This is a genomic window from Mycobacterium sp., assembly GCF_032159775.1.
Lineage (GTDB): Bacteria > Actinomycetota > Actinomycetes > Mycobacteriales > Mycobacteriaceae > Mycobacterium.
On sequence record NZ_JAVHWK010000021.1, the window covers coordinates 1 to 16,121 of the forward strand.

Sequence of the window (16,121 nt, forward strand, 5' to 3'; positions counted from 1 at the left end):
ATTCCGAGAATTCCCGACTGTTCAAGGCCGGTCTTGACGTCTTCGAGCGTGAACGGTTTGACGATCGCAGTAATCAGCTTCATGTTCTCCCTTATCCCTCCACGCCCGGATGACGACCGAGTGACGAACCTGCCCCGACCGTCGCGAAGTCGTAGCCCGTCTCGGCGTGCTCGGCTTCATCAGGTCCAGTCGACTCATCTTCCTCGCTAAGGCGCAGCCCCACGGTGAACTTAACTATCAGAGCCAAGATAGCGGTCGCGACCGCCGAGTAGGCCAGAACCGCGCCTGCTCCCACCGCCTGTCGCCACAGCTGGTCGGGTCCGCCGCCGTAGAACAGGCCGGCAACACCTGCACCGGTCTCCGGCGCGGCGAAGAGGCCGATCAGCAGGGTGCCTGCGAGACCGCCGACCAGGTGCACGCCAACCACGTCGAGCGAATCGTCAAACCCGAGTTTGTATTTCAGGCCAACCGCAAGAGCACACAGCACACCGGCGATGAAGCCGATCGCGAGCGCGCCGAGCACGTTGACCGACGAGCACGACGGCGTGATGGCGACAAGGCCTGCCACGATGCCCGAGGCCGCGCCCAGTGAGGTGGCCTTTCCATCACGAATGCGCTCGGTGAGCAGCCAGGCAAGCATCGCCGCGGCTGTCGCGACCGTGGTGGTGACGAACGTCGAGCCCGCCAAGCCATTCGAAGCGCCTGCCGAACCGGCGTTGAACCCGTACCAGCCGAACCACAGCAGACCAGCGCCGAGCATGACGAAAGGAAGGTTGTGCGGGCGCATCGGTGTCGACGGCCAGCCCTTGCGCTTGCCGAGGATGATCGCCAGCACCAGACCTGCAGTGCCCGCGTTGATGTGAACCGCTGTGCCACCGGCGAAGTCGATCGCGGCGAGCTTGTTGGCGATCCAGCCACCAGTCTCGGCGGTGCCGCCGTCGAAGGAGAACACCCAGTGCGCTATCGGGAAGTAGACGAATGTCGCCCACAGGCCCGCGAACACCAGCCAGGCACTGAACTTGATGCGGTCGGCCACCGCGCCGGAGATCAACGCGACGGTGATGATCGCGAACATCAGCTGGAAAGCGACGAACACGGTCGCGGGAAGCGTGAACACCAGCGGGATATTCACTGCTGCAGCCGCATCAACGCCCGCGCTCGGGTCGGCGATGACTTCGGCAGACGCGCTACCGCCGATCAGCCCCTTGAGACCGAAGAACTGCGTCGGATTGCCGAACAGGTTGGCGACGTCGTTACCGAATGCAAGCGAGTAGCCGTAAAGCACCCACAACACCGTCACCACGCCCATGGCGCTGACGCTCATCATGATCATGTTGAGCACGCCCTTGGCGCGAACCATGCCGCCATAGAAAAAGGCCAGGCCCGGGGTCATCAGCAACACCAGCGCGGAGCTTGCCAGCATCCACGCGGTGTCCCCCGTATCCGGTTGACCCAATATCGGGAATCCGTCCACTCGCAGTTTCCTCCTTCGACAAGGCAGGGCCGCAAAGGTTTTACGACCGTTGACCTGGTCCAAGACTTTGCTGAGTGGTTGTTTCGGGTAAGACGCCTTGGCGTTTCGCTCGTGTGAACGGATAGGCCGGTTACGTTTCGCCCGTGTTACATCACGCGATTGTGACGCGCTTCGTTAACCGAGCAGTGCGTCGACGAAGGCTTCCGGTTCGAACGGCGCGAGATCGTCGGGGCCTTCGCCGAGGCCGACGAGCTTGACCGGCACACCCAATTCCTGTTGCACGCGGAACACGATTCCGCCCTTCGCTGTGCCGTCGAGTTTGGTCAGCGCCACACCGGTGATGTCGACGACGTCGGCGAACACGCGCGCCTGAGCCAACCCGTTCTGGCCGATGGTCGCATCGAGCACAAGGAGCACCTCGTCGACCGCCGCTCGCTTGCTCACCACGCGCTTGACCTTGCCCAGCTCGTCCATCAACCCGGTCTTGGTGTGCAACCGCCCCGCCGTGTCGATGAGGACGACATCGGCGCCCGCCTCGATGCCCTTGTCGACGGCGTCGAACGCCACCGACGCGGGATCGGCACCCTCGGCGCCACGGACCACCTCGGCCCCGACACGGGATGCCCAGGCCTGCAGCTGGTCGGCGGCGGCCGCCCGGAAGGTGTCGGCGGCGCCAAGAACCACCCTGCGGCCGTCGGCGACCAGCACCCGGGCCAGCTTGCCGACCGTGGTCGTCTTGCCGGTGCCGTTGACCCCGACGACCAGCATCACGGCTGGGTGATCGGCATGCGGCAGCGCCCGCACGGAGCGATCCAGCTCCGGGTGCAGCTCGGCGACCAGCACCTCGCGCAGCACCGCGCGGGCATCGGCTTCTGTGCGGACCCGGCCGCTGGCGAGCCGCTCACGCAACGCGGTCACCACCGAATCGGTGACGACCGAGCCCAGGTCGGCGACCAGCAGCGTGTCCTCGACGGCCTCCCACGAGTCCTCGTCGAGATCGCCGCCGCCGAGCAGCCCGAGCATGCTCTTGCCCAGCGCGTTCTGCGATTTGGCGAGCCGCCCGCGAAGCCGCTCGAGACGGCCTTCACTCGGCGCGATGGTGTCCAGCCCCGGTGCGGCTGGTTCGGCGGCCGGCTCGGGCAGTGCCACGTCGGCGATCGGTCGCTTGGGCGCGTCGCGCGGAATGCTGGCGTCGTCACCGACGGCGGGCAAGCCGCTGGTGTCGATGCGCTCGGGTACGACCTCTGTCCTCGGCGGAGCGGGAGCAGGTGCTGACGATTGTGTGAACGAGATGCCGGAAGACGCTGTGTACCCGCCGGACTTATCGATAGGTGTGGCAGTGTCTGTGCTGGTGGACGAGTCGAGGCGGATCTTGCCGCGGCGCGCTCGGACCAGGCCGAACACCACGACAACAGCGACGAGCAGGACGGCGATGACCGCGATTGCGATCCAGAGACCCTCGGACACCGTGCCATTGTCCCAATGTGGGTAACCGGTGAGCATGCAGCCCACCGCGCACGAGAGGAGCGAAGCGGCGTTGGCTAACGGCATGGAGTCCCGCAAGGCCAGACACATCGACATATGTCTGACAGAAGCGGTGGACTACCAGAGCGTGACGACCGGCTTCGAGCGCGTCGCGCTGCCCTACAACGCACTGACCCAGACCAATCTCGGCGCCATCGACACCCACACCGACTTCCTCGGCGTACGACTCGAGGCGCCGGTGCTGATTGGGGCGATGACGGGCGGTGCCGAGCTTTCCGGCGTCATCAACCGCAACCTCGCCGCCGCCGCCCAGAAGCTCGGCATCGGCATGATGCTCGGCAGCCAGCGCATCATGCTGGGCGACGATGTCGCTGCGGCGAGCTTCGCGGTGCGCGACGTCGCGCCCGATGCTCTGCTGATCGGCAACATCGGACTTGCGCAGCTCTCCGACGAAGTGGTCGGGGACCTGGTCGACGCACTTGATCGTGTTGGCGCAAATGCGCTTGCGGTACATACCAATCCGCTGCAGGAGGCCATGCAGCACGAGGGCGACACCGACTTCTCCGGCTCGATCGACCGGCTTCGGGAGATCGCCGAGTCCATCAAATACCCGGTGATGCTCAAGGAGGTCGGCCACGGTATCGGGGCGACGGCAGCCGCCGAACTGGTGGACTGCCCGATCGCGGCCGTCGACGTGGCAGGCGCGGGCGGCACGTCGTGGGCGCGTGTCGAGCAGTACGTCCGCTACGGCGACATCCGCTACCCGGCACTCGCCGAATGGGGCATCCCCACGGCGCAAGCGTTGCAGGAGGTGCGTCAGACGCTGCCTGACGTCTCGCTGGTCGCCTCGGGAGGCATCCGCACCGGCATGGACGCCGCAAAGGCGCTCGCGATGGGCGCCGACGTCGTCGCGGTGGCGCGGCCCCTGCTCGCGCCCGCCATCGAATCGACTGCGGCCGTGCTGGATTGGCTTGCCAACTTCATCGCCGAGTTGCAGATCTGCCTGCACGGCAGCGGTGCGGCCGACTTGACGGCGCTACGCAGCCAAGGCGTCACACAGGCGAACTAGCGCGAAGAGCCCGCGGCGACCAGCTCCTGGCCGCGCATGCGCTGGGAGATCACCGCGGTGATGCCGTCGTCGCGCATGGTGACGCCGTACAGCGCGTCGGCGACCTCCATCGTCGGCTTCTGGTGGGTGATGACGATCAATTGCGAGCGTTCCCGCAGCTGCTCGAACAGACCGATCAACCTGCGCAGGTTGACGTCGTCGAGCGCCGCTTCCACCTCGTCCATGACGTAGAAGGGCGACGGCCGCGCCCGGAAGATCGCCACCAGCATCGCGACCGCGGTGAGTGACTTCTCGCCGCCGGACAGCAGCGAGAGCCGCTTGATCCTCTTGCCGGGAGGGCGTGCCTCGACCTCGATGCCGGTGGTCAGCATGTCGTTGGGATCGGTGAGAAGCAGCCTGCCCTCACCGCCGGGGAACAACGCCGAGAACACCTGCGTGAACTCGCGTTCCACGTCGATGAAGGCCTCGGTGAACACCTGCAGGATGCGGGTGTCGACGTCGGTGATGACGTCGAGCAGATCCTTTCGGGCGCCTTTGACGTCCTCGAGCTGCGTGGACAGGAAGTTGTAGCGCTCCTCGAGCGCGGCGAACTCCTCCAGTGCCAACGGGTTGACCCGCCCGAGCTCGTTGAGTTCGCGTTCGGCCTTCTTCGCCCGGCGTTCCTGCGTCGAGCGGTCGAACGGCATCGGGGCGGGCGCGGTGACCTGCTCGCCCCGTTCGCGGGCCTGTTCGTATTCGGCCATCTCCAGTTCCGACGGCGGCAGTGGCACGTCGGGACCGTATTCGGCGACCAGGTCGGCGGTCGCCATCCCGAACTGATCGAGCACCTGCTGTTCGAGCTGCTCGATCCGCAGGGCCGCTTGGGCTTTGGCGACCTCGTCGCGGTGCAGCGCCTCGGTCACCGCGGCGATCTTCGAGCTGAACTCGCTGACCTGCTCGCGCACCTTGGCCAACGCCTCGATCCGTTGGTGGCGTTCGGCGGCCAGCGCGTCACGACGGCGGGACGCGACCCCGACCGTTGCGTGCAGCCGTTGCGCAAGGCCGCGACCCGATTCGGCGACCGCCGCCGCAACGGCGGCGGCGCGTTCGCGGGCCTGCCGCGCGCGCTGCGCCCGCAGCCGGGCCTCCCGCTCGGCGGCCGCGGCGCGACGCAGTGAATCCGCCCGCCCGCGAACGGCATTCGCCCGCTCCTCGGCGGTGCGAACCGTGAGCCGCGCCTCGACCTCGGCGGAGCGCGCGTTCTCGGCGGCGGCCACGGTCGCCTGCCGGTCGGCCGGTGCGGCGTCGAACAGGGGCGCCTGCTCCGCATTGTGCAGCCGCTGCTCCAGTGCGGCCAGCTCCTCGACGGTCTGCACCCGCCCGGTCTCCAGCTCGTCGCGCTGGCGAATCAGCCGTTGCCATTCGTCGTCTGCGGTGCGGGCGTCCTGGCCGAGCCTGCCCAGCTGTTCGTAGATCGCCGAGATCGCGGCGTCGGACTCGTTGAGCGCTGCCATCGCCTGCTCGGCGGCATCCTGGCGGGCCTTCTGCTCGGCCAGCGCGCCGGACAACGCGGCGCTCAACTCGCCGACCTGCTTCTCCGCGGCCGCCAGCTCACCGCGGGCCTTCTCCACCTCGGAGGTGATCTCCAGGGTGGAGGGCTTGCGGTCCGACCCGCCGCTCAGCCAACCTGCGCCGACGAGATCGCCGTCGGCGGTGACCGCACGCAGCTGCGGACGCGCCGCCACCAGATCCAGTGCCGCGGCCAGGTCGGCCACCACCGCAACGCCGGACAACATTGCGCCCAGCGCGCCACGCAAGCGCGGCGGCATGTCCACCAGATCGGTCGCCCACTGTGCGCCTTCGGGCGGCGGCCCGGCCTGTGTCGTCGCCTCGCCGGGCCAGTCGCCCAGCACGATCGCCGCGCGACCACCGTCGGACGCCTTGAGTGCGGCCACGGCCGAGCGGGCGGCACCGAAGCTCTCCGCGGCGACGGCGTCGGCTGCCGCACCCAGCACAGCCGCTATCGCCGCCTCGTAGCCCGGCCGCACCTTGACCAGATTCGCCACCGAGCCGAAAAGCCCTGCGCCGGAAAGGTTTCGCTGCAGCCAGGCGGCGCCGTCCTTGCGGTCGAGACCGACCGCGAGAGCATCGATGCGGGCGAGCAGGGACGCGACGTGACGCTCGGCGCTGCGCTCCCCTGCCTGAAGTTCTGCGACGCGTTCGTCGGCGAGGCGCAGCGCTGTCACGCTGCGATCGTGTTGCTCGTCGAGCCCGACCTCACCCGCGTCGAGCTCACCCACGCGGCTCTGCACCGTCTCGAACTCAGCCTTCGCCTGTTGCGCGCGGATGCCGGCCTCTTCGATGTTGTCTGTGAGCCGCGCGACGGTCTCGTCGATGGACTCCACACGGGTGCGCATGGTGTCGACCTGGCCTGCCAGCCGGGCCAACCCTTCTCGGCGGTCGGCCTCGGCGCGCACCGCCGCAAGGTGTGCGCGTTCCGCCTCGGCGGCGATGCGCTCGCATTCGGTCAGCTCGCCGCGTGCCGCGGTGAGGCGCTCGCGGGACTCGCCAAGTTCGGCCAACAGCGCTCGCTCGTGCGCGGCGATCTCGTCGGCCTCGGCCTCCAGAGCGTCAGGGTCAACCCCGCTGGACGTCTCCTGCTCGGTGTCGAGGTGCTGGGCCCGCTCGCTGGCGATCCGGACCGTTGCGCTGACGCGTTCGGCCAGCGCCGACAACCGGAACCAGCGCTGTTGGGCGGCTTCTGCGCGCTCGCTCAGGCCGGCGACCGCCGATTCGTGGGTGTCGAGCTGGGCGGTGGCGGCTGCCAGCCGGCTGGTCATCTCGTCGTGCTCGCGCCGCAGCGATGTCTCGGCCTGGTTGGTGTCGTCGAACTCGCCTTTGCGGGTGACCAGGTCGTCGGCTGCCAGGCGCAGCCGCGCGTCGCGGAGGTCGGCCTGGATGGTCTGTGCGCGGCGCGCCATCTCGGCCTGCCTGCCCAGTGGCTTGAGCTGGCGGCGCAACTCGGTGGTGAGGTCGGTCAGCCGGGCCAGGTTGGCCGACATCGAGTCGAGTTTGCGGACCGCCTTCTCTTTGCGCTTGCGGTGCTTGAGGACGCCCGCGGCCTCCTCGATGAACGCCCGCCGGTCCTCGGGGCGGGACTCGAGGATTTCGGAGAGCTTGCCCTGGCCGACGATGACGTGCATCTCGCGGCCGATGCCTGAGTCGCTGAGAAGTTCCTGCACATCCATCAAACGGCAACTGCTGCCGTTGATTTCGTACTCGCTGCCGCCGTCGCGGAACATCCGGCGGGTGATCGACACCTCGGAGTACTCGATCGGCAGCGAGTTGTCCGAGTTGTCGATCGTGACGGTGACCTCAGCCCGGCCCAGCGGCGGCCGCGACGACGTGCCTGCAAAGATGACGTCTTCCATCTTGCCGCCGCGCAGGGTCTTGGCGCCCTGCTCGCCCATGACCCACGTCAACGCGTCGACCACGTTGGACTTGCCGGAACCGTTGGGTCCGACGACGCAGGTGATACCGGGCTCGAAGCGAAGAGTCGTCGGCGAAGCAAAGGACTTGAAGCCCTTCAGCGTCAGACTCTTGAGGTGCACGATGGGCCACACTACAGCCGCGAAGGCTATCGCTCGGTGAAGCCCGCTATCGCGTCGCCGACTTCTGACCAATCCGCGACGACTTTCTCGACGCGGCCCGGCGCATCGCCGCTTTCCAGCAGGTCAAGCAGGCGCTGGCAGTCGTCTCGAGGCCCCTGTGCGACGACCTGGACACGCCCGTCGGGCCGGTTGGACGCGTATCCCGTCAGCCCCAGTTCCAGGGCCCGCGAACGGGTCCACCACCGGAACCCGACCCCTTGCACATGGCCGTGCACCCATGCCGTCAGCCGAACCTCAGCTAACTCCTGCACCACTAACCCCAAACGTCACTTTGGTCCCGGCCTTCAGCGTGCGCCCGACGGTGCACACCTGGTCGATCGCCCGCTCCACGACCGTGAGTACCCGGGCCACCTCGTCTTCCGACAGGCCGGACAGGTCGAGCTTCATCTGTTCGTCGAGTTGTGGATAGCGCTCCTGATCGCGGTCTGCCGCACCGGACACCGAGATCGTCACCTCGTAGTCCTCGCCGAGCCTGCGCTGCAGCGGCGCGTCGCTGGCCATGCCGCTGCAGGCCGCGAGCGCGATCTTCATCAGCTCGCCGGGGGTGAACACCCCCTCGACGTCCTCGTTGCCGACAAGCACCTGCGCGCCCCGCGTGCTGCGGCCGGTGTAGCGACGCACACCGGTGCGCTCGACCCAGAGTTCCGTCATGTCCTATTTCTACAACCAGCCGCGAAACGGAATTCCAGCACCGGAAGTGCGAGTAATCACGTGCTGGAATTCCGTTTCGCGGAAGGTGCCCCCCGTTTGGCGGGAGTTGCGCGTGGGCGCGGCTGGCGCGGTTTTGGTTGACACCGTGGGCAGTAGAACGACGACCGGTTCATGAACTTCTCCCGTCGCATCACCGCGCCGCAGCGCCTGCACGGCTCGCCCTCGCGTCCGTAGGCGTCCAGCGATCGCTCGAAGTATCCGGATTCGCCGTTGACATTGACATACAAGGAGTCGAACGACGTGCCGCCCTCGCCAAGCGAGTCGGTCATCACCTCCGTCGCCGCATCCAGCAGCTCGCCGAGCTGCTTGCGGCTCAGCGACGACGCCAGCCGGCTTCCGTTGATCTTGACGCGCCACAGCGCCTCGTCGGCATAGATGTTCCCGATGCCCGACACCACGGTCTGATCGAGCAGCTGCCGCTTGATCTCGGAATGCTTGCGCCGCAACACCTCAACGACGCCCTCGCGGTCGAACCTGGGATCCAACGGATCGCGGGCGATGTGCGCGACGGGCGCTGGAACGTCGGTGCCGTCGACCGTGACCACGTCGGTCAGCATCCACCCGCCGAACGTGCGCTGGTCGACGAAGCTCAGTGCGGTGCCGTCGTCGAGCAGCGCCGCGATGCGCAGGTGGCCCTCGTTTTGGACGGGGCCCAGCAGCATCTGCCCGCTCATCCCGAGATGGACGACCAGAGCGGAGTCGTCGCTCAGGTTGAGCCACAGGTACTTGCCGCGGCGGCCGGTCCCGGTGATGCGCATGTTCAGCAGCCGCGCCGTCAGATCGGCCGGTCCCGCCTCGTGACGGCGCACGGCGCGGGGATGGTTCACCCGCACGGCGGTGATGGTTTTGCCCGCTACGTGTGCCTCGAGCCCCCGCCGTACGACCTCGACTTCGGGAAGTTCAGGCATCGACGTTTCTGGCCGACAGCGCCGTCCACGCCACCGCCGCGGCCTTCAACTCGGCTTCTTTCTTGGTCCGGCCGACGCCCCTGCCGTGCTCGGTGTTCATCACGACGACGGTCGCGGTGAACTCCTTGTCGTGATCGGGTCCGGTCGCGGTCACCAGGTAGGACGGTGAGCCCATGCCGCGCGCGGCGGTCAGCTCCTGCAGGCTGCTCTTCCAGTCGAGACCCGCACCGAGCGTCGGCGCAGTCTCGATCAGCGAACGGAACAGTCGCAGGATCACCTCGCGCGAGCCCGACAGACCGTGCTCGAGATAGATTGCGCCGAGCAGGGATTCGACGCCGTCAGCCAGGATGCTCGACTTGTCGGCGCCGCCCGAGTTCTCCTCGCCCTTGCCGAGCAGCAGGTGGGCGCCCAGCCCGCCGTCGGACAGGGCCCGGCCGACATCGGCCAGCGCCTGGGTGTTGACGATGCTGGCGCGCAGTTTGGCCAGATCGCCTTCGGAGCGATCGGGGTGCCGGTGATAGAGCTCCTCGGTGATGGTCAGCCCGAGCACCGCGTCGCCGAGGAATTCCAGTCGCTCGTTGGTCGGCAGGCCGCCGTTCTCGTAGGAGTAGCTGCGGTGCGTCAGCGCCATGGTGAGCAGCTCGTCGGGCAGCTCGATCCCGAGCGCCTCGACCAGAGCGGCGCGATCACCCGTCACTTGTCGTCGGTCTCCAGCAGCGACGAGAGCTTCGCCCAGCGCGGATCGATCTTCTCGTGACCATGGCCGGGTTCTGCCGTGGCCATCGGGATGCCGCAATCCGGGCACAGCCCTTGGCAATCCGGGCCGCACAGCGGCGAGAACGGCAACGCAAGGCCGACGGCGTCGATTATCGGCTGTTCGAGGTCGACGGAGTCCTTGACGACATGTCCGACCTCGTCGGCGTCGGTGGTCGCCTCGGTCGCGCTGTCGGGGTAGGCGAACAGTTCGGTCAGGTCGATCTCCACGTGCCCGGTGACCGGCGTGAGGCAGCGGGCGCACTCCCCCGTCGTCGGCGCCGCCATCGTTCCGGTGACGAGCGCGCCTTCCGACACCGACTCGATGCGCAGGTCGAGCTGCAAAGGTGCGCCCTCGGGGATCGCCGCCAGCTCGAGACCGATGCGCGCGGGGGCCGGCACCGTTTCGTTGAAGGTCATCATCGAGCCGGGCCGTCGGCCCAGCCGGGCGATGTTGATCACGAGCGGCGAGCGGGAATTCCTGTGCGTCGCCATACGACGATCCTACGACCCGTATCCGGCGGGCCAGGCCCGCACGCCGCGGTGGTCAGCGGGTGGCGTAGTCGTGCGTACCTGCGGCGGTGCGCAACTGATGGCGGCCACGGCCGACCGATCGGATCGTTCCGTTCAGGAACTCCTCGAACTCCGCGAGCTTGCTATCGACGTAGATGTCGCATTCGCCGCGCAGTCGATCCGCCTCGGCATGTGCCGTGTCGATCAGCCGGGTGGCCTCGGCGTTCGCGGACTGCACCGTCTCGGTCTGCGACACCAGACGTTGCTGCTCCTTGATGCCCTCTTGGACGGCCTTCTCGTAGGAGAGGTTGCCGCTCTCGATCAGGCGATCCGCCTCGGCCTTCGCCCGACCTGCGCTGGCCTCGTACTCACGCTTCGCCGTCGCGCTGATGCGGGCGGCCTCCTCACGCGCTTCGCCAACCATTCGCTCGCTGTGTTGACGCGCCTCGGCGACCATGCGGTCGGCCTGCGCCTTGGCGTCGGACAGCAGCCGGTCGGCCTCGGTGCGGGAGTGGTTCAGCATCGAGTCGGCCTCCGCGCTGGCCGTCGCCACCATCGATCCCGAGTGCTCCCTGGCCTCGTTCAGAAGCTGGTCGCGCGCATCGAGCACGTCCTGCGCATCGTCCAGTTCGCCGGGGATGGCGTCCTTGATGTCGTCGATCAACTCGAGCACGTCGCCGCGGGGCACCACACAGCCTGCCGTCATCGGAACGCCGCGCGCTTCTTCGACGATCGCGCCAAGCTCGTCGAGAGCTTCAAATACTCGGTACACGGCACACCCTCCAGGCGTAGTTGTTGTTACTAGTGTGCCTGGTGTTACACCTGCGACTCGGCTTATCAGCCGGTGTGTCGTCGTCAGGCCCTAGGCCCCCGGGCACTGTGTTCAGCATGCCATCGTCGCGGAACGGCCGAAATACGCTTTCAGGATGCGGCGAACGTGCCATCGACCGACGCGGTGAGCAACGTCGCGATTTCCTTCCACGATGCCGTCACCGCACACGCACCGGCGGCTGCCAACTCCGCACACCGATCAGCCCGCTCGGCCGACGGCACGAACACAAGATTGCCGATGGTCGGCACTCCCGCCGCAACCGCTGACGCCACCCCGGGAACCGCGTCTTCTATCGCCACGGCCTGGTCCGGCGAGACGCCGATCTTCTCCAGCGCCAGACGGTAGACGGCCGGGTCGGGTTTGCTCGTCGGCACGGGCAGGGAATCCTCGGCACTGAACCTGGCGTCGGCCGGTATCAGATCGTCAAGACCGGTCGCTGAGAAACACGCACCCAGTCGGACAAGCGCGCTCGAGCTCACGGCGGCGAGCCGGAAATCAGAGCGCAGGCGGTGCAGCGCGTCCAGCACGCCGGCGTCCGGTGCAAGCACGCTTCCCAGGTATGCCGTCACTGCCTCACGCTCTTCTTGAACCCAGAACTCCAATGCTTCGGTCGTCAACGCTTGCTCATCGCCCTCGCCGGCGACGATGGCGTCGGGTCGGCCCTCGGCGAGAGCGATGTCCAGCGGGACGCCCCAGGTGATGGCGAGATCCACCGCCGTTGTCCGGAAATTCTTGCCGGTCGTCGTCATGCGAAGTTCTTCTGCCGTGTAGAAAGCCGGTATGCCCAGATGTCGCAAATAGCGGTTGGTCACGTTCACCGATGCGGCGAAAGCCGGTTCTTCCGAGGGGAACAGATTGCCATCGGCATCACAGAGCACAACGGCGACTTTCGAAAGATCAACTGGACGTAGATGTCGCAACGGAATCACTTTCTTCGTAACGGGCTCTGCCGGGCTGCGCCACGAGGAGCTTCCCGAGCGTGGCCGCCAGCCCGATCCGGTCGATGTCATGCAGCATGTTTTCAAGCGCTTCGACGAATACAACGTCGTCGATGAGGCTTCCGAAGACGTCGCGCACATTCAATAGCGGTCGAGGATCGGCAAGACCGGTCAGTGCGAGCGTTCTGAACTGGCCGCCACGTTTGTCTTCGATGACGATCGGCCTGCCTTGTAAGTCATAACCGCGCAGGTACCGGATCCAGGCCGCGACCGCGAGGGTCAGCAGCGCAGTGGGCCGGTTCTCTGCACGTGCCTCGTGAAGAGAAGGCAACAGGTAGGACGGCATCTTCACCGACCCGCGCGCGGCCAGCCTCGAAAGTTTGTCCGGGATACCCGGATTGGAGAATCGCTCGAGCAGAGTGCTCCGATAACCGGCACAGTCAATGGTCAGTCCCCCGCTGAGGAGGGGAGACACTTCGGTCCGCATCAGCTGCTCGACATACCGGTAGACACGAGAGTCGCGCATCGCAGCGTCGGTCGTCTGGTGACCGAGAAGGATCCCTAGATAACTCATGGCGCAGTGTGAGCCGTTGAGTAGCCGCGTCTTCACCAGCTTGTGCGGGCTGATGTCGGAAACGATCTCGACACCCACTTCATCGAGCGGGGGCCGGCTGCCGCAGAACGCGTCTTCCACGACCCACTGCCGGAACGGCTCGGTGACGACGGGCCAACGGTCGACGACACCGAAATCCTCTTGGACACCGACTATTTCAGCATCGTTGAGCGTCGGCGTGATCCGGTCGACCATCGTCGAGGGGAACGCGACGTTGCACTCAATCCACTTCGCCAGCCGGGCGCTGCGCTGCGCCGCGAACCCAACCACGGCCTTTCGAGCGGCGTCCCCATTATCGGGCAGATTGTCGCAGGACATGACCGTGAACGGGGCCCCACCGGCAAGCCGCCGCCGGTCCAATGCCTCAACGAGGTACGCCCAAGCGGTGGTGTACGGACCAGGCTGGGAAAGGTCCCGCCGAACCGCCGAACAGGCGGCGTCGAAGTCACCGGTCACGGCGTCGCGATGATAGCCACCGCCTGTGATGGTCAGTGTCACCAGCCGGGTGCGCTCGTCGACCAAGGCCTCGATGGCCGCGAGGTGCTCTTCGGGCGTGTAGAGGTACCGGCACAGGGAGCCGACCACACGTCCCTCCGCCCCGTCACTACCCTGTTCGACGAGGGTGTAGAGGCAGTCCTGTGGTTCGAGAGCCTCCTTCGCGGCCCGGTGGTGCAGCCCCATCCCGGTCACTCCCCAGTCAGTGAAACCCAGCCGAGCAAGGTCGTCGAAGTAGCTACCCTGGTGAGCTCGGTGAAAACCGCCAACACCGATATGGACGACAGAGCAGGTGAGCGCCGACCGGTCATAGCTGGGCACCGCGAGACGACGCGCGTGCAACTCGAGGGTGGCATTGTTCAACGGGACTTTTGTGCTCGGACGCAGCCGAATGACATTGGACATGATCAGCTCCAGAAGCGTGTCGTGAGCCGCACCAGCGGCTGGGAAGATCAACCGCGGTGCTGGGGCCGATCGCTTGCACGAGTACGTACCACTGTTTGCGGCAGCTAAACCCGTGTCGCGTAAATGGGCTCAAGAATCCCGCGTAGGGCCCGCAACAGCGCTGGATTCGCCGCCAGGACATCGCCGCTGTTCGGCCACAGTCCCGCCGCCATCTCCCTGAGGTCGCCCACCGAGCCGCCTGCCTCCTCGACGAGCAGCACGCCTGCTGCGCAATCCCAGGGCTGCAAGCCTGGTGACCATACTGCGTCGGCCCGACCCGTTGCGACATGCGCCAGTGCGCTGGCCGCGCTGCCACCGCGACGGAGGTCGCGCACCCGGGTGGCGAGCTCGTGCACCATCTCTCCCGCGACTTCCCTCTGATCGTCGCGACCGAAGTTGATCTCGACAAGTGCGTGGTCCAGTGACACCACGTCATTCACCCTCACCCGACGGTCGTTCAGATACGTGCCACCCCCGCGCTGGGCGCACGTGGTCCATCCAGCGACCGGCTCGACGACGGCGCCTGCAACGATCGTCTCGTCGCTGCACCGGACGGCTGCCACACTCACAGCCCAGTCCGGTCGGCCGTAGAGGTAACTCGTCGTGCCGTCGATCGGATCGATGATCCAGCGAATACCGCTGGTGCCGTCGATCAACCCGCCCTCTTCGCCCAGCACGCTGTCGTCAGGACGCAACTGTCGCAATACTTTTCGGATTTCCGCCTCGGTCTCGTGGTCGGCCTTGCTGACCAGATCGCGCGGGCCTCGCTTCTGCTTCACCTCGAGCCGGGTGTGGTCGGCCCACCAACGCATCGCTACGCCGGCACCGGCCGTGGCAGCCATGCGGGCGACATCGACGAGCTCCGTCGGTGGCGGCGGCTCGACGTCTTCTGACGGGTCTGAAACGTCACCGGCGCGCACCGCAGCCCATGTCGGCTCACCGAGCACCGCCTTGGCTGCCGCGTGCAAGCCCGCCTTCACGGCTCGAGTCAGCACACCGGCCCTGCCGAGGGTGTAAAGGCTGCGGCTGCTGAAAAAAAGGCGGGCCGCCGAAAGCAACAACCACGGGATCACCCCGAGCAAGGGCCGTGGCGCGCCACTCACCATCAGATAGGTGTAGAGCACACCAGCGCCGGCGCAGACGATGACCCAGCGAGCACGTGAAGAGTGCACAGTGACCAGGGCGAGCACCGCACCGAGGATGGAGGCGGCGGCGAGCTGACCAACCGAGGCGGCGCCACACAACAATCGACCGGTGGCCGCAGCCGCGCTGCCCGCAGCAATCGTCGCGACGTTCCACGGCGCAATCAACGATGTGCGCTCCGCCAGCGGCGTCCACCGTTCGATATCCAGGCCAGGCGATCGGCGCTGTACCGGTAGCCATCGGACGAGCACGAGAAGATGTTCCCGGGCCTGACCGCGCCGGGTTTGGAAGACCACGTGCCCATCACGGATGGAGGCGAAGGCCAACGCTTCGATGGCCCACCGGCTTGTCACGAACGCGACGCCATAAGCCCACAGCGTCAAGGTCGCCGACACCGTCAGCGCGGGGCGGGCACTCAGGTCGACGGCCAGTGCAAGACCGATCATGCCCCGCACCGCATAGCCGCCGCCGACGACCAGCCAGATCGAAACCAAGCCCGCTTGCAGAGGCGGCGGGACTCGTCCGGTGCGACCGGTGCACCGCGACCGTAACCACTCGTAGGCGAAAGCGATCCCGAACACTCCGAGCGTCGCGAATCCCAATACGCCACCCAGGCCGAGTTCGGGCAGCGCGAGGTTCAGGACGCCCACAGCGACCAGGCGTATCGCAGCGACAACGCAGCTTGCCAGGACGTGAGCGCGGGCCTGCGTGACCGGCCCTGGAAGGCGTCCGCGCGATGCTTTGCCGGGGTGACGCTGATCGGCGACGAACCCACGTGCGTCATTCCACTGGTAGCGGGCGGGATAGATGAACAACTCGACCGCCGCGAGTACCAGCACCGCGCGCAAAAGCGACTCGGTGGTCACTCCCCCGGCCGCCAACACACCCACGAAGTAGGTGACCGGGATGAGCAGCCCCTTCACCAAGTCTTTGGGGCGCGGCATCACGAGATAGCCGATCAGGCTGCGTTGCCCTTGACTCGTGCTGCCCGCACGCTCGCCGGGCATCGCAGAATGATGCTGCGGCCCGGCTCCGTTGACCGCGATCTCCATCGCGACTCTGTTCCCTGTCCTGAGCGGGCCAAACCCGCGGA

At 67.0% G+C, this 16,121-nt stretch carries 13 protein-coding genes and 1 pseudogene; 1 reads left to right on the forward strand and 13 read right to left on the reverse strand.

The features are described from left to right. From QOJ24_RS02085 to ftsY, 3 genes and pseudogenes are all read right to left on the reverse strand, one after another. Positions 1-83, reverse strand: a pseudogene (locus QOJ24_RS02085) (P-II family nitrogen regulator); the annotation flags it as partial. 8 nt (positions 84-91) lie between these two features. Next, complete coding sequence (locus tag QOJ24_RS02090; protein ID WP_526258626.1) at positions 92-1,474, reverse strand: ammonium transporter; 1,383 nt, start codon at positions 1,472-1,474, stop codon at positions 92-94. Between the two features lie 174 nt (positions 1,475-1,648). Continuing rightward, positions 1,649-2,941, reverse strand: a complete 1,293-nt coding sequence (gene ftsY / locus QOJ24_RS02095) for a signal recognition particle-docking protein FtsY (RefSeq protein WP_526258628.1) — start codon at positions 2,939-2,941, stop codon at positions 1,649-1,651. A gap of 82 nt (positions 2,942-3,023) precedes the next feature. On the opposite strand from ftsY, the gene fni reads away from it, so the two are divergent. Next, positions 3,024-4,028: a type 2 isopentenyl-diphosphate Delta-isomerase gene (gene fni / locus QOJ24_RS02100; protein WP_526258674.1), complete on the forward strand. Its 1,005-nt coding sequence runs from the start codon at positions 3,024-3,026 to the stop codon at positions 4,026-4,028. Here fni and smc read toward each other — a convergent pair. The 10 genes from smc to QOJ24_RS02150 form a co-directional block, all read right to left on the reverse strand. Next, positions 4,025-7,618 carry a chromosome segregation protein SMC gene (smc, locus tag QOJ24_RS02105; protein WP_526258630.1) on the reverse strand — a complete coding sequence of 1,198 codons (3,594 nt, stop codon included), beginning with the start codon at positions 7,616-7,618 and terminating at the stop codon, positions 4,025-4,027. The genes fni and smc overlap by 4 nt on opposite strands. 26 nt (positions 7,619-7,644) lie before the next feature. Beyond that, positions 7,645-7,929, reverse strand: a complete 285-nt coding sequence (locus QOJ24_RS02110; protein WP_526258632.1) for an acylphosphatase — start codon at positions 7,927-7,929, stop codon at positions 7,645-7,647. Next, positions 7,913-8,329: an OsmC family protein gene (locus QOJ24_RS02115; RefSeq protein ID WP_526258633.1), complete on the reverse strand. Its 417-nt coding sequence runs from the start codon at positions 8,327-8,329 to the stop codon at positions 7,913-7,915. Before QOJ24_RS02115 ends, QOJ24_RS02110 begins: the two co-directional genes overlap by 17 nt. Positions 8,330-8,385: 56 nt before the next feature. Further along, positions 8,386-9,297, reverse strand: a complete 912-nt coding sequence (mutM, locus tag QOJ24_RS02120) for a bifunctional DNA-formamidopyrimidine glycosylase/DNA-(apurinic or apyrimidinic site) lyase (protein ID WP_526258635.1) — start codon at positions 9,295-9,297, stop codon at positions 8,386-8,388. Beyond that, entirely contained in the window at positions 9,290-9,994 is a 705-nt protein-coding gene (rnc, locus tag QOJ24_RS02125; RefSeq protein WP_526258637.1) for a ribonuclease III, read from the reverse strand. The genes mutM and rnc overlap by 8 nt, the downstream gene beginning before the upstream one ends. Beyond that, complete coding sequence (locus QOJ24_RS02130) at positions 9,991-10,545, reverse strand: YceD family protein (protein WP_526258639.1); 555 nt, start codon at positions 10,543-10,545, stop codon at positions 9,991-9,993. Before QOJ24_RS02130 ends, rnc begins: the two co-directional genes overlap by 4 nt. A gap of 52 nt (positions 10,546-10,597) precedes the next feature. After that, positions 10,598-11,335, reverse strand: coding sequence for a cell division protein SepIVA (sepIVA, locus tag QOJ24_RS02135; RefSeq protein WP_526258641.1), 738 nt, complete (start codon positions 11,333-11,335; stop codon positions 10,598-10,600). 149 nt (positions 11,336-11,484) lie between these two features. Then, positions 11,485-12,405: an HAD family hydrolase gene (locus tag QOJ24_RS02140; RefSeq protein ID WP_526258642.1), complete on the reverse strand. Its 921-nt coding sequence runs from the start codon at positions 12,403-12,405 to the stop codon at positions 11,485-11,487. After that, a complete protein-coding gene (locus QOJ24_RS02145; RefSeq protein WP_526258644.1) occupies positions 12,293-13,846 on the reverse strand; it encodes a mannitol dehydrogenase family protein in 1,554 nt (517 codons plus the stop codon). Before QOJ24_RS02145 ends, QOJ24_RS02140 begins: the two co-directional genes overlap by 113 nt. 104 nt (positions 13,847-13,950) lie before the next feature. Continuing rightward, on the reverse strand, positions 13,951-16,035 hold the full coding sequence (locus QOJ24_RS02150) for an inositol monophosphatase family protein (protein ID WP_526258646.1): 2,085 nt from the start codon (positions 16,033-16,035) through the stop codon (positions 13,951-13,953). Positions 16,036-16,121: the final 86 nt, after the last annotated feature.

Excerpts from the sequence above, each read along its gene's own strand:
- QOJ24_RS02140 (WP_526258642.1), bottom strand. The coding sequence starts at position 12,405 with ATGACATCGACCGGATCGGGCTGGCGGCCACGCTCGGGAAGCTCCTCG.
- QOJ24_RS02130 (WP_526258639.1), bottom strand. The coding sequence starts at position 10,545 with ATGGCGACGCACAGGAATTCCCGCTCGCCGCTCGTGATCAACATCGCC.
- QOJ24_RS02115 (WP_526258633.1), bottom strand. The coding sequence starts at position 8,329 with ATGACGGAACTCTGGGTCGAGCGCACCGGTGTGCGTCGCTACACCGGC.
- QOJ24_RS02145 (WP_526258644.1), bottom strand. The coding sequence starts at position 13,846 with ATGTCCAATGTCATTCGGCTGCGTCCGAGCACAAAAGTCCCGTTGAAC.
- mutM (WP_526258635.1), bottom strand. The coding sequence starts at position 9,297 with ATGCCTGAACTTCCCGAAGTCGAGGTCGTACGGCGGGGGCTCGAGGCA.
- fni (WP_526258674.1), top strand. The coding sequence starts at position 3,024 with ATGGAGTCCCGCAAGGCCAGACACATCGACATATGTCTGACAGAAGCG.
- QOJ24_RS02150 (WP_526258646.1), bottom strand. The coding sequence starts at position 16,035 with ATGCCCGGCGAGCGTGCGGGCAGCACGAGTCAAGGGCAACGCAGCCTG.